Genomic DNA, 13,852 nt, shown 5'->3' on the forward strand with positions numbered 1-13,852 from the left:
GTAGATGAACAAAAACAGTCCATTGTGGAATAAATGAGCGTTACCCTAGTTGCCGGCCCCAAGGGCTGCTAACAACTGGGCAGGAATACCACTGCCACCTGCCCCCCCTTGCCCCGCCATGGACGCAAGCATAGAAGCAAGGCCAGCGCCTGAAGCCGCACCGGAAGCACCGCCAGGGGCTGGCGCAGATGTTCCTGCGCTGCTTTCCCCTGCGGCAGCCGCTTTTTCTTCCCGCAGGCGCTCCACTTCGCTATCGGAGCGCACCACGCGGGAAGAAACGCCTGTGCCCTGGGCCATTTCATCCACCATCTGATCAAAGTCTATTTTGTCCAGCACTTGCGGGGCAATGCTGGCAATGCGGCCCACTTCCAGGGCAAGGTTGCGCATGGCCTCCACCCCATCAAGGCGCTGGGCCTGGGCAAGGGCGGAAACGTAATCAATGCGCACACTGTTGCCGCGCAGGCCTGGCGGCGCTTCTTCTACTTCCCCGCTGCGCAGTAACATGCCAAAGGAACGCACCAGTAGCGGGTTCAAAATTTCCGTTTGGTGGCGCTCAATCACAGGCCCCAGCATGAGCAGTTTTTCCTGCCCCCGCTCATGCACTTCTGTGGCGGTTACGTTGGAACGTTGCTCCCCTGTAAACATAAGGAACAGGTCGTTGAAAAAGCCCTGGCGCACAGCCTGGCGTACATCTTCAATCTTTCGCGAAATAGCGGTAAGGTCCGGGGATATCTGGTACAGCGGGCCAATGCCTTCTGGCTGATTCTGGGAAACGTAGTTTACAGCACCCGGAACAAGGGAAAGGCGCTGTTTGAACCCGGCCGGCACACGCATGGGCGGGTTCACCACTTTATGAATGGCAAGAATTTGGCTTTTCACCATTTCTTGCAGCAAGCGTATGTCCGGCAAAGATTCCATGGCCGGGGAGCGCCCATACACGTCGCCCCCCTGGGTGTCCCAGCGGGCACACAAATACGGAAATTCTTCATACCCCCCTTCATGCAGCAGGGTGTGCGCCCCCCCGCTGGCTTCCCACACATAGGAAGCGTAAGGCATGTGCTTCCCACCTTTTTTCAGTGGGTTACGAGCATGGCGTGGCTCCACAAGGTGCAGCATGTGCCACAACTGTTCCGGGTCTTTTTCCAGCGCCCTTCGTGTATTATGGCTCAGCCCTTCTTCACCCCAGCGTTCCGCAACCTGGCGCAGCGGCATACGCATGCGGCGCAGCACCGTGTCCACCTTGCCTGCCGCGTTGGTACTCCAACTGAATTCACCGCAGCGCAGGGTGGTAAAACGAGCCATTTGCTCGGCATCTTCTTCCATATACATGGCAGCAGAACCAAATACGGCAAGGTCTGCATACATGCTGTGCATGGCCTGATAAAAGTTGGAACCAGCAAACAGCGCATAAAGAGCCTCTTCCACTGTATCCAGCCACATACGTTCCGGACCAAATTCATGAATGCCGTTGTTACGCAGGCGAAACCATGGCCGTGCCGGACTTGTCAGGCCACTGTGCAGCCCTGCGGCAAGCAAGCGCAACGCCCTGGTGGCCGTACCATCAAGAATATGCTTCGCCCCTTCCATGGCTGTCTCTTGTGCGGCATTGCTCCCCCCCGTACCATCGGCATGGGGGCACAGCCACGGGGCAATCCAATGGGCTGTTTCTTGCCACACGGGCAGCCACGGGCGCTGGTTCGTTTCCAATGCGCTGGCACGCTTCTTCACATAGTCCAGATTTTTTTCCATGTTACTGCCCCAGCAACGTTTTGCGCTGCACTCCAGGGGTTGAAACATCACCCAAAGCCCCTGTAAGAATGGTTTCACGCCGTCCAGCCGCCAGGGCAGCGGCCTTTCTGGCTTTTTCATTGGATTCAGCTATAAAACCTGCCTCTGCCTGCTGCACCGTTTCCGGGCTTGCAGCTTCCGCCACTGGTGGGGGGGTGTAACTTGGAACACTGGGAGCTTTGCCTCCTCCTCCTCCGCCCATAATACCTCTCCTTTCTTGACAACACTGATAATGCAACAGAGTGCAACAGCCAGCCTTTCTGGCCCCTGCACCGCGCTGGTATGTGTTGGCTGCCAGGCGCACCCTTGCTCTACGCCCCCTTATTTTCACAAAACGACGAAATACCCTTCAGCGGTCCTTCACATGCATGTACAAAGCAAATGATGGGACCATTCCGCCATGCCCATGTTTGTGCTTTTAAAAGCTCCCTGCTCATGAAAAACCACGTAAAGGCTAAAACAATTTCCGACTTGAAGGTGCACGGTGAACGCACCGCCAATACCCGCAAAGCGTTTGCAAAAAGAGGGGACATTTTGAACAGATCAGGCAAGTCCGATTATCAGAAAAATGTTTACGCACAGGCGTAAAACAGGGAATGGGGAAGTTAAATAAACACCAATATTTTTCTTTACTTTTTCATTGTTTTTCGTAATCTTATTGCTAACGGAAGGCCCAGCTACCCATGCCGGGCACCATACAACCTCTTCATACCAACATGCGGTTAGGGTCTTTGGGCCGTTGCCTATTCCAAAGGAAACACTCATTGATTGGGGGTTCCGTACAGACTGTTGCCAGCCTCACCACGCACGGCAGTGGTTTGGCTTTCCTGGCAGCATTCCCGTGTGCTTTGCCCACCCAGAGTAACGCCACAATGCTTTTGCAATGCATGCACACAATGGGTAATTCCCCATGCACCTGGCAGCCCATTTTTGCTGCCTGCCACCAAGACCTTGCGGGCATGTGCCCTGCAGGATGCTTTTTGTGTTTAGCTCCTGTGGAATAATGGTATTCTGCCGTACGCTCCTTGCAACAAAACTGACTGCCACACAGTAATTGCAGAAAACACAAATTCTCAACCCTGAATCTTTTTTCCGAGGAGGCGTTACATGCGTATCGGGGTACCAAAGGAAATTAAAGCTAACGAACACAGGGTTGCCATGACCCCCGCGGGGGTTAAGGCGCTCACCCTTGCAGGGCACACAGTTGTTATTGAAACAGGTGCCGGGCAAGGCAGCATGATTACAGATGCAGCCTATGCAGCGGCAGGTGCCACCATGTTGCCCAATGCAGCAGACGTGTGGACACAAGCAGAAATGATTGTGAAGGTAAAGGAACCTTTAAAGGAAGAGTTTATCTACTTCCGTAAAGATCTTGTGCTGTTTACCTACCTGCACCTTGCAGCAGAAGGCCCACTGACCGACGCCCTGATGGACAATGACGTTGTAGGCATTGCCTATGAAACAGTACAGTTGCCAAACAGGGCCTTGCCTTTGCTGGCCCCCATGTCTGAGGTGGCAGGGCGCATGGCAATACAAATTGGTTCTGTGCTGCTTAGCAAGCAATATGGGGGAGCGGGCATTTTAATGAGCGGTATTCCCGGCGTGCAAGCAGCCAAGGTAACCATTGTTGGCGGTGGTGTTGTGGGAACCAGTGCGGCAAAAATGGCCATTGGGCTTGGGGCACACGTAACTATTTTGGACAACAACGTAGACCGCCTGCGCTACCTGGACGATATTTTTGGCTCCCGAGTGCAGACTATTGCTTCAAACCCCTTACACCTGGCGGAAAAAACGGAAGAAGCAGATTTGCTTATTGGGGCTGTGCTGGTACCTGGCGCCAAGGCACCAAAGCTGGTGACGGAAGAAATGGTTACAGGCATGCGCCCAGGCAGTGTTATTGTGGACGTTGCCATTGACCAGGGCGGTTCTATTGAAACCATAGACAGGGTAACCACCCATGCCAACCCAACCTATGAAAAGCATGGGGTTATCCACTATTCGGTAGCCAACATCCCAGGTGCAGTGCCGCGCACATCCACCTTTGGGCTTACCAACGCCACCTTGCCGTATGTTTTGCAACTTGCAAACTTTGGATGGAAAGAAGCGTGCCGTAAAAACCATGCCCTTGCCCTTGGCGTGAACACCGCCCAAGGGGCATGTGTTTATAAAGCAGTTGCAGAAACCTTTAACAAGCCCTTGGTAGAAATCCATACGTTGCTGTAACCACTGCAGCCCCGTCCACATACATTCCCTTTTTTCTTCCAGGCAGGAACGCACAGCCTGTCTGGAGGGAATGTATGTTGTCTTGTGCCCGTGCCAAAAAGATGCGCTTACAAGGCACACCTGCAAGTTAAGACTTGCTATATTATTGAATTAATAGCATCCGGCTATCTTTTCATTCTCTGCCAGGCATTGCCTTTAAAGAGAAGATAAAGAGGCGCGATAAAGGCAAACGACACGCTACGCGAGGCATTTTGCAAGCAAAATCGCCTCAATGCTATCCGGATTTAGCCGGACAGCATTGTAATTGAATCTTGATCGGCCTTTCAATGCAGGGCAAACATAGGAGGTTTCATGAGCCAGGAAATGACATTCATGCAGCAGTTAACGGCTTACACCGATACCATCGGTGGCTTTGTCTGGAGCTCCTACCTGTTGCAGCCCCTGCTGCTTGGTACCGGGGCTTTTTTGATGATAGGGCTTGGTTTTATGCCGCTGCGAAACATTGCACGTGCTATTCGTATTTTGTTTCAAAAAACAGAAGGGAAAGGAGAAATTTCACCCTGGCAGGCCATGATGACTTCCATGGCAGCCACTGTGGGCACAGGCAACATAGTAGGGGTTGCCACTGCCATTCTTATTGGCGGGCCAGGGGCAGTGTTCTGGATGTGGTGTACCGCGCTTGTGGGCATGGCTACCAAATTTTGTGAAGCCACCCTTGCTGTAAAGTACCGCGAAGTTACCCCAAATGGCAGCTATGTGGGCGGCCCCATGTATTACATTAAAAATGGCCTTGGCCCCAAATGGGCATGGATGGCCATGACATTTGCCATATTCGGTGCCATTGCCTGCTTTGGCCCTGGCAACATGACCCAGGCCCATGCCATTGCCACCAACCTGGAATCTTCTTTTGGTATTTCCAAAGTAGCCACCTCCATAGTCCTTTTCTTATTGGTAGGCAGCGTGCTTATTGGCGGCGTCAAGCGCATTGGTGCTGTGGCAGGTAAAATTGTTCCCTTCATGGGCATCATGTACATTCTTTTTGGCATTTGGGTGCTTGTGCTGCACCACGACCGCGTGCCCGGTGCCTTTATGCAAATTTTTCAATACGCGTTCCAGCCAGTAGCGGCTGCTGGTGGGGCCGCAGGCATTGCCCTTTCCAAGGCCATTCAAATGGGTATTGCCCGCGGCCTGTTTTCCAATGAAGCAGGCCTTGGCACAGCGCCCATTGCCCATGCCACCGCACAAACCGACTGCCCTGTGCGCCAAGGTTTTTTGGGTATGCTCGACCCCTTCCTGGACACCATTGTCATTTGTACAGTAACCGCCATGATCATTCTGATTGCAGGTGAAGTGGGTAACGTGGAAATTCACAACGCCTCCTTGCTTACTGCCAAGTCGTTTGAAACAGCCCTGCCAGGCACATTTGGCAAGTTTGTTGTTTCTGGCTCCCTGCTGTTTTTCGCCTTCACCACCATTCTTGGGTGGGCAGTGTATGGGGAACGATGTGCCATGTACATTTTTGGCTACAAAGTTTCCTTGCCCTACCGCATTCTGTTTACCTGCATCGTGCCTGTGGGTGCCTTGAACGAGCTGGCCTTTGCCTGGTCATTTTCCGACCTGTTTAACGGCCTTATGGCACTGCCAAACCTTGTGGCACTTTTGCTGCTCAGCCCGGTGGTCTTTCGCCTGACCAAAGAATACTTTGCCAAACTTGAAAAAGAAGAAGCGGCGACAGCCGCTCCGGCAACGAAGGCTGAACAGGCATAACCCACGCCTTTCCATAGAAAAAATCCCCCCAAAAAACCTGCAACTTGTGATATGCCCCATCAAGGTTGTAGCGTTTGCGGGGGGATTTTACGTTCCGTACCAAAAGCCTTACAGGCAACCAGTACCCTGCATGAAACTCATTTTTAACCGAAGGTCCCGAAGGCGGCAACGCAGTCATGTTCCCTTTGGCAGGGCACACGGCTTATTTTTGCGTTCTCCTTGCATTTTTCTGGCGATACCGCTATATTTACTGTAGTAATTAAACTAGTAACATAATCCATCTCACAACTATGTGGTGTCCCATGCATAAAAATACACTATGGCGTTATACAACCGCTTCCTTGCTACTGGCAGGTGCCGCTTTGCTGGTGCTGTTGTTACCCAGCACTTTAGAACGGCAACGCAACCAGCAGGCACAGGCCATTTTGCTTAAAACAAGCCAACAGCTTGAAGGTTCCCTTGTGCCGTTCCTTGAAGAAGGAAAGGTGGCAGACGCAGGTGAAGTCGCGGCCTTTTTGCAGCGTTTTTTATGGCAGGAACGGGTGCTATATGCCGCCGTTAGCGATGCAGCAGGCAATGTGGTGGCACATTCATTTGGCATGACTGTCCCCCTGGGCATGGCCGATTTCATGGTACAAGAAACAAACGCCCTTCCGCAGGTGCGCCACATTGCCTTTTCCCCCAGCAAACCTGCTTTGCATGCCATCTTGCCCCTGGCCCAAAGCGCAGGCCTTTTTTTGCATGTGGGCACTTCCGCACCGCGTGAACTGCTGTTCCCCCAAGGCATAATGTGGTCTATTTGGGTGCTTATTGGCTGCGCGCTGCTTGTTACCCTGCCCAGCCGCAAACCCGCCCCACAACCCGTTCCCGTTAAGCAAAACCCACCCCCCAACGGCAAACCCGGTGCCACCCCCCCACGGAGTTAGCAATGGCTACGGGCGAAGAGGCAAACACATATTTCAGTCTCGCACACATACAACGCACATGCGCCCTGGTGCATGAACCGGTATTGCTGCTTGACCCATGCCACAAAATTGTTTTTTGTAACGCTGCATTCATGCGTCTCTTCGGGTTTGCCGTAAACCCGGAAGGTCTGTTCCTTACGGAAGCATTCAGCCTTACCCATAAAAATGAAAGCGCTTTCCTTGGTGGTGCTGCTTACCCGGCCCCAAGGCTGGTTCACATGCTCACCACAGTGGTGCCGCCTGCTTCCTGCATGTTTGCCCTGGGTGCCCCTGGAAAAAAAGAACGCTATGTATGCACGGTTACCCCGGCAGCCTTGGGGCAGGGTGGCCTTTTTTCCTTTGTGCTGCTCATGCATGCAAGCACCTTTAACCTTGGCAGCGAAATGCAGCCGCAGGTTTCCCGTGAGCTGGATGTGTTACGAAGGGAACGGGCCCTGCTCTTGCTGGAAAATGCAGAAAAAACAGCCGTGGCCCAGGCATTGCGCCGGGCAGAAGCGCGTTACCGGGATATTTTTGACAATGCCAGTGAAGGTATTTTCCAATGGACTCCCCAGTGCACCCTTTCATGGAGTAATGGCACATTTGCCCACATGTTAGGCTTTGAAACGGTGAACAGCTTGCTTGCCCATTTCGCCCAACGGCCATTTGCCTTTATTGCCAGCCCGGAACAAGAACAGGAATTTATGCTTACCCTTGAGCAACAGGGGGCACTCACAGACTTTGAATGCCTCATCCAGCACCAGGAAGAGGCCGAAATATGGGCCAACATCAATGCCCGCCGGGTTCCCGGGCCTGATGGCAGCACAGCCTATTATGAAGCCTTTATTGAAAACATAACAACCCGCAAAAATGTTGAGGCCAGGCTCCTTTTCCAGGCATTTCACGACCCCCTTACCGGCCTTGCCAACCGTGCCCTGTTTACAGACAGGCTAAACATGACTCTGCGCCGCGCCATGCGGCAAAAAAACATTTCCTTCTCTGTTTGCTTTCTTGACCTGGACAAGTTCAAGCGGATCAACGACACCTATGGGCACAAAGCCGGCGATATTGTGCTGCAACATGCGGCAGCAGCACTACTTTCTTGTGTGAGAGATTCAGACACCGTGGCCAGATTTGGGGGTGACGAATTTGGCATTATTCTGGATAATACCACCAGCACATACATGGTGAATGAAATTGTGGGACGCATCCACATAGCCCTGTGCCAGCCTGTTACCATTAGCCTGGAAAAATCTGGCGGTGCTGAAGCCATCGTAAGCGTGGGTGCCAGCCTGGGGCTTGTACACAGTGCCGAACTGTATGACTCTGTTGACGCCATATTGAGTGATGCAGATACCGCCATGTACGCGGCAAAAGCCTCTGCTGAATCTTCCATCCAATTTTTTTCCCCTGCCATTGATGCCAGCGTTAAAAAACGTTCCCGGCTTGAAGAAGAGCTGCGCAGTGCCTTTGATGAACACAGACTGTTTCTTGAGTACCAACCCGTGATAACTGATGACCAGCCAGAGCCTGTTGTGCTGGAAGCATTGGTGCGCTGGAACAGTGAGCATGGCATACTGTACCCGGAAGACACGCTACAAAGCATTCAGGAGTTTTCGTTAGAAACAGAACTTTCACTTCACGTGTGGGAACTTGCCTGCATGCAGGTGGCAGAATGGCAGGTTACAGCCCAAAAGCCGTTCATTGTGCAGGTAAACATGCACGCGAACCAACTGCTTGACACACACATCACTGACACGCTGCAATTACTGCGACAAAAGCATGGAGCAAGTGCCCGTCACTTACGTATTGAAGTGAAAGAACTTGGCTTGCTTCGCCTTGCAGGAAAGGGTAAGCAAGCACAGCGGCTACTGGCTGCACTCCCCTTTGGCCTCGTGCTGGACGACATGAATGAAATATTATCCTCTGAAAAACACCTGGACACAGTGCCCTTTGCAGCCGTAAAAATTCCGCTATGGCATATTACTGAAAATGACTATACTCCCTTTGTGCAACACATGCTGCACAGTCTTTTCATCCTTGGGGCCAACCTCGGTATTCCCTTTGTGGCAGTTGGGGTGGAAAACAACACCCAACTCACCCTGTTGCGTGCTGCCGGGTGCCGTGCCTTCCAGGGTTTCTCTTTTTCTCATCCACTCCCTGCCCAAAAGGCTTTTGCCTTATTGCTGTAAGGAAGCCACCACCCCATGACCAAATCCCGCTCCCGTTTTCTCAAAAAATGCCTGCGCTTTTTGCGCTGGGGGGCTATCAGCCTTGCCCTTCTGTGTGTTCTCAGCTTTGGCGCAGCCTATATATTCTGTTACTGGAAAAACGACACCCTTACCCGGTATATTGTAACAACCCTTGAAAGAAATACCGGGTTTTCCTGGCGTGTGCAGGGGGAAGTGCGCCCTTCACTTATGCCCCCAGGCATTTCTGTGGGCCGCATCGCCCTTGTTTCCCTTTCGGAGCGTACCCGCAAAACAAAAACCCAGGCCCCCCTGGTTATGGTAGAACGCCTGGTTCTTGAGCCAGACATACGTGCCCTGCTCCGCGGTGAGCTGCTGCTGCAACTGGTGCAGGTTGAAAAACCCGTGGTGCGGTTCAGTTCATTCCAGCGTGGCACCCCTGCCAATAGCAATGCCGTGCCCCCCCCTACCAGCGGCAATGCCACGGGTACTGTAGCAGAAAACACCCCGCAGAACGCCTTGCCTGACCAGGAAACAACACAACCAGAATCGCAGGATACGTCTTTACCAGAAGCAGAAGACGAGCATTCCCCCGAGGAAAGCCCAGTAGAAGCCCTGCACCAAGCCGCCAAAGTTGTGCGCGCGTTACTCAGCCCCGCCAACATGGAAAAACTGCCTGAACTGCATGTGCATGGCGGGAAAGTGTTTTACGACTCCGGCAGCGCCCAGGGCATGGATTTTCAAGAACTGCGCGTTACGCTGCAACCTCGCAATAACACGCCATCCATCACCCTTTCCGGGCGTTTTACCCTGCCCGGGGAAGCGTTGGAAATTTCTCTGCACCTGGAAGCCACCCCAGGCACAGGAGAAGAACTGGTACGGGCCTCAGTGCAAACGGCTATTAGCATAACTCCCCCCGACAGCAGGCCGTTGCATGCCTCCATGGCCACCACAGCCATTTGGCGGGGCAATGGCCTTGAACTTTTCCTGCCCGACGTGCAGGTGGAGGCGGAAAAAGATGGCTTAACCGCTTCCATTCTGGCCCAGTTACACCAGGGCACCGCCCAAGGTACTGTGCAGGTAGACAACCTGAGCCTGCCCCGCTGGTTCGTTTTTGGCAGGAACTTGCCTCCGGTGTTGCAACATGCCTTGCACGCCATTCATGGTGAATTTGATGTTTCCTTTGAGAACAATGGTATATTTACAAAAAATATGCGTCTTTATGCCGGGGAAATTCCAGTAACCGGGCAACTGTACGTGGCAAACCTGCGCGAACCTGCTGTGGAAGCAGACCTGCACCTTGCCTATGCTGATGCCGACACCCTGTTTCCTTTTTTGGCAGCAGGTAGTGATCCGACCCCAACACCGCAGGAGCCCACCTTCACCCACCCACCCCTTGTGCCCTACCCTGAACGCCCCCTAGCCCCTGGGGAAATGGTAGAAGAGCTTGTGGATGTTGGGTACGACATTCGCATAACCGGGGACAAGGGCAAGGTGCATGGCTTACAAGGCGGCCCGTTGTTTGTACGGGTACACCCACAGCATGGGCTGGTAACGCGCGTTTCATTTACCGTGAACAACCTGGCTGGGGGAACTGGCAGCGGGTACCTGGACATAGACCACAACCTAGTGGTGATGCGCTTTGAAACACAACGCACAGAACTTTCCTTTCTTCCTGAAAATGAAGGAAGCAGTGTGCAGGTGGGGGGACTGCTTTCTGGTGTGTTTACCATGGGCATTGACGTGAAGGACGGTACATGGGCGCCAGACTGGCGCTTCACGGCACGAGCAGGGGTGGATAACTTTTCCGTAAAAGCAGGCGGGGGTACCTGGGGCCTTGGTAGCAAATCAATTACCGCAACGCATGAAGGAACAATCCATGCCGTGCGCAAGAATGGCATTCGTATAGCTGGCAACTGGAACGCCGTGGCCACAGGTTTTGCCGGTTCATGGAACCCCGGCGGCAACGATAACCTTACCCTTGCCCTGAATGGTGCTGTGGCATGGCCCCCCAAAGGCGATACCCCAAACCCTGCACAGCAAGGGGGCATCCAGTCTGTTTCCGGTGCGGTGCAAGCAAACGGTGTATGTACAGTCCGCCTTGGGCGCCTGCTTACCCCCCTTGCCGGAAAACTGCATGGAAACATGGCATGGAACATCCACAACGACACCTTTGCCATACAAAATTATGAATACACTGGGCTGGAAAGCACAATCAAAGGCTCACTCCAGCTTGATTATTCCAAAGACACGGTGGCAAACGGTGAACAGCAGTTTTCCATTGGCCTGCGCCACCTGCTTTCCCAGTGGGAACTTCTGCCCGGCGAAGGCATTGTCGTGCCGGAGCGGATTACGGGAAAAACAACGGTTACTCTTATGGGCGACACCCTTGCCCTGGACCCCTTACAGCTTGAAATGAATGGTGGTGTGCTTGAAGGTTCTGTCACCAATGTCTCTGATGCAAGTAGGTGGCACGCTGTTTCCCGCCTTACCCTGCCAAATAAAAGGGGAAACCTGATATTAGATCCCACCCGCTTTGTTTTTCAGGAAACAAAGCGTACCGGGAAGTCTTTTTCAGCGGTAAAAGATAGCTATGCCCAACTTTTCCCCTATTCCTTGCGCCAGGCCGCACAAGATACTGGGGTTACTCCCAAAGAACACGCCACTTCACCTGCCGCTCAACGGCAAACTACCCCCCAAAAAATTGTTCCGGCTCCCCCACAGGCACAGCCAGCAAACCAAGGTCGAAAAGTCACTCAAACAACTAAGGCGACTCCCGCCAAAAAAGCTAAGCCTTCCCCCTTGCGGGCTGGGCGCAGTAACCGGGTACTTTCCCCCTCATACTGGATGCTGGACATACGCGGGTCACTCTTGAACCTGGACGCATTCTTGCGCCAGAACCTGCCCGGCACCCAGCCCCCGGCCCCTTCCACAGAACCGTTTGACTGGAGCTTTGTGGACGACCTGAACCTGGATGCCCGGTTAGTGCTGGAAAATGTCATTTTACAAAAAGTGCAGGCAAAAAAGTCGGAAATGGGCCTGCGCCTTGGCAGCAATAAATTTATCTTCCAATGGGAAAGCCGTAACTTTTACCAAGGCAAAAGCCTGTTTACGGGCACAGGTTTTTTTGTACAGCCCTCTCAAATAGGTATTGAAAGCAGCATCTTGCATGCCCAGGGCTTTCAGTTACAGCCTGCCATGCAAGATGTTGCAGGCCAGGCAGGGTATGGCGGCGAAGCAACCCTGGACTTTTCCCTGCACGGGGCCATGCGTTCCCCGGCAGATTTACCAGGGGGGCTTTCAGGCGTATTTTCTTTGGGAATCAGAAATGGTATGTACCCGGCCTTTATGGGAAGCCAAACCCTTGGCCTGCGCAATACATTTGGGGCGGCTAACATCTCTGGCATCATGCAAAACGGTGTCCTGCACTCCCAGGAGTTCACCCTTTCTGGCCTGATGATAGACATGGCCGGCAATGGTTGGATAGACCTGCAACGACGTATGCTGGACATAACCGTTAATGTAACCCTGGCCAGGGTGCCAACACTGCCCGTGCGCTTTTCTGGGTCGTTTGATGCACCCACCATGTCGGTAAACGGGGTGCAAATGGTACTGGGCACGGCAGAAGCTGCCGGGGGTGCGGTATTTTCCCTCATTCGCGGGGTGCTGGAGCTGCCAGCACGAGCCATTATGGGGGTCGGTAGCATTATGGGACCGCAAAACAGTAAAAACACACCAAATGCCGCCCCAGCCGGACAAAATACCAAACAAAAACCATTGTCCAAGTAAAGACCGTTACAAACTACGTGTTGTGTCCTTTGTAAAGCGTTTTCCCTATGAGAAGACGCTTTACAACTTTTTTACAATAGGCGTAATCAATAGTGCTGCCCTTCGTGGTGCTATAGCTTCAATGCCGCATACACAGCCGCACCAGCAAGGCCGCTTCTGCCATCATGCAGGTGCCACACAGGCACCCGGCGCAGCAAGGCCTCTTGCTTATCATTGGTGTAAAACGTTCCTAAAAATGTTGGGTGCTGCAAAAACGGCACCTTGGCTGCAACGCCCCCCGTTACCACAAGCCCCTGCAAGGCAAGGGTGTCCAGCACATAATTACGGCAATAGCGGCCATAAAACCGGGCAAACCATTCCAGCACCATAGGGTTGCCCGGCAAGGCTGCACACGCTTCTTGCGGGGTGGCTTCCTGCCCGGTGAAAAAGGTATGCAGTGCGGCAAACCCGCTCCCACTAAGCACTGTGTCCCCCACAGGTACACGGCCAGTGCGCTTACGTAAATAGTGGGCAAATGCGAACTCCTCTTCTTCTTCAAAAGGAAAGCTGGTGTGCCCCCCTTCCGAAGGCAGCACAAGGCGGTGCAGGGGCACGGCCAGTGCCTTGCCAAACCCTGTACCGGCCCCTGCCACTGCCAGGGGAGCATGGCGTTGGGGAACCCCGGAAAACAACCGAGCGGCCTCCAGTTGCTGTAAAATAAAGGCGGCATGGGCTTGCGCGGTAAAGTCGTTTATAACAAAAACAGGTGGTTGCGCGCCCTGCCCGCCTAAGGTTTTTTGCACGGCACCTGGGGTAATCACCCAAGGCAGGTTGCTCATGCGGCATGTACCGCGCACCACAGGTCCGGCAGCAGCAATACACACCCCGTGCAGGCTGCGTGCTTGTTGCTGCCCCCCCAGGGCAAAGGTTGTAGCCACAGCTTCCAGCAGGTGAGAAAACCGCTTGAAATTTTTGCAAGAAAACACCTGCATTTGCCCCAACACAACCCGCGGCATGCCCTTTGGGCTGCCCCGATGCACAGTGCACAAGGCTACCCGTGCGTTGGTGCCACCAATATCTGCCACCAGCAATTGCATAGCTCCCTCCACATCCCATTCGCAGTGTTACGGAAACGGGGCATTGTTGCGTTTTCACCTCATGCTTTCCCAAAGC

Annotated in this window: 9 protein-coding genes; 6 read left to right on the forward strand and 3 right to left on the reverse strand. The window is 53.4% G+C overall.

The annotated features are described in order from the left end of the window. Positions 1 to 45 precede the first annotated feature (45 nt). Both G497_RS15945 and G497_RS0100405 read right to left on the reverse strand, forming a co-directional pair. On the reverse strand, positions 46 to 1,749 hold the full coding sequence (locus G497_RS15945) for a portal protein (RefSeq protein ID WP_051257678.1): 1,704 nt from the start codon (positions 1,747 to 1,749) through the stop codon (positions 46 to 48). A 1-nt stretch (position 1,750) separates the two neighbouring features. Further along, entirely contained in the window at positions 1,751 to 1,990 is a 240-nt protein-coding gene (locus G497_RS0100405; protein WP_027186660.1) for a hypothetical protein, read from the reverse strand. 104 nt (positions 1,991 to 2,094) lie between these two features. Here G497_RS0100405 and G497_RS0100410 point away from each other — a divergent pair, with 104 nt between their 5' ends. The 6 genes from G497_RS0100410 to G497_RS0100440 all read left to right on the forward strand — a co-directional run bounded on the left by G497_RS0100410 (position 2,095) and on the right by G497_RS0100440 (position 12,700). After that, positions 2,095 to 2,376 carry a hypothetical protein gene (locus G497_RS0100410; RefSeq protein WP_156907859.1) on the forward strand — a complete coding sequence of 94 codons (282 nt, stop codon included), beginning with the start codon at positions 2,095 to 2,097 and terminating at the stop codon, positions 2,374 to 2,376. 519 nt (positions 2,377 to 2,895) lie between these two features. After that, positions 2,896 to 4,011 (forward strand): alanine dehydrogenase, encoded by a 1,116-nt coding sequence (gene ald, locus G497_RS0100420; protein ID WP_027186663.1) that lies wholly within the window; start codon positions 2,896 to 2,898, stop codon positions 4,009 to 4,011. Between the two features lie 351 nt (positions 4,012 to 4,362). After that, positions 4,363 to 5,778 (forward strand): alanine/glycine:cation symporter family protein, encoded by a 1,416-nt coding sequence (locus G497_RS0100425; RefSeq protein WP_245576324.1) that lies wholly within the window; start codon positions 4,363 to 4,365, stop codon positions 5,776 to 5,778. Positions 5,779 to 6,080: 302 nt separating this feature from the next. After that, positions 6,081 to 6,704 carry a hypothetical protein gene (locus tag G497_RS0100430; RefSeq protein WP_027186665.1) on the forward strand — a complete coding sequence of 208 codons (624 nt, stop codon included), beginning with the start codon at positions 6,081 to 6,083 and terminating at the stop codon, positions 6,702 to 6,704. A gap of 2 nt (positions 6,705 to 6,706) precedes the next feature. After that, positions 6,707 to 8,914: a diguanylate cyclase domain-containing protein gene (locus G497_RS0100435; protein WP_027186666.1), complete on the forward strand. Its 2,208-nt coding sequence runs from the start codon at positions 6,707 to 6,709 to the stop codon at positions 8,912 to 8,914. 15 nt (positions 8,915 to 8,929) lie between these two features. After that, a complete protein-coding gene (locus G497_RS0100440) occupies positions 8,930 to 12,700 on the forward strand; it encodes a hypothetical protein (protein WP_027186667.1) in 3,771 nt (1,256 codons plus the stop codon). Between the two features lie 110 nt (positions 12,701 to 12,810). Here G497_RS0100440 and G497_RS18770 read toward each other — a convergent pair whose 3' ends face one another. Beyond that, the gene (locus tag G497_RS18770) at positions 12,811 to 13,776 is read right to left on the reverse strand and encodes a glucokinase (protein WP_051257679.1); all 966 of its coding nucleotides are present in this window, start codon (positions 13,774 to 13,776) and stop codon (positions 12,811 to 12,813) included. Positions 13,777 to 13,852 lie beyond the last annotated feature (76 nt).

Source organism: Desulfovibrio cuneatus DSM 11391, assembly GCF_000430005.1.
Taxonomy (GTDB): Bacteria; Desulfobacterota; Desulfovibrionia; order Desulfovibrionales; family Desulfovibrionaceae; genus Frigididesulfovibrio; species Frigididesulfovibrio cuneatus.

Excerpts from the sequence above, each read along its gene's own strand:
- G497_RS15945 (WP_051257678.1), bottom strand. The coding sequence starts at position 1,749 with ATGGAAAAAAATCTGGACTATGTGAAGAAGCGTGCCAGCGCATTGGAA.
- G497_RS0100405 (WP_027186660.1), bottom strand. The coding sequence starts at position 1,990 with ATGGGCGGAGGAGGAGGAGGCAAAGCTCCCAGTGTTCCAAGTTACACC.
- ald (WP_027186663.1), top strand. The coding sequence starts at position 2,896 with ATGCGTATCGGGGTACCAAAGGAAATTAAAGCTAACGAACACAGGGTT.
- G497_RS0100425 (WP_245576324.1), top strand. The coding sequence starts at position 4,363 with ATGAGCCAGGAAATGACATTCATGCAGCAGTTAACGGCTTACACCGAT.
- G497_RS0100430 (WP_027186665.1), top strand. The coding sequence starts at position 6,081 with ATGCATAAAAATACACTATGGCGTTATACAACCGCTTCCTTGCTACTG.
- G497_RS0100435 (WP_027186666.1), top strand. The coding sequence starts at position 6,707 with ATGGCTACGGGCGAAGAGGCAAACACATATTTCAGTCTCGCACACATA.
- G497_RS0100440 (WP_027186667.1), top strand. The coding sequence starts at position 8,930 with ATGACCAAATCCCGCTCCCGTTTTCTCAAAAAATGCCTGCGCTTTTTG.
- G497_RS18770 (WP_051257679.1), bottom strand. The coding sequence starts at position 13,776 with ATGCAATTGCTGGTGGCAGATATTGGTGGCACCAACGCACGGGTAGCC.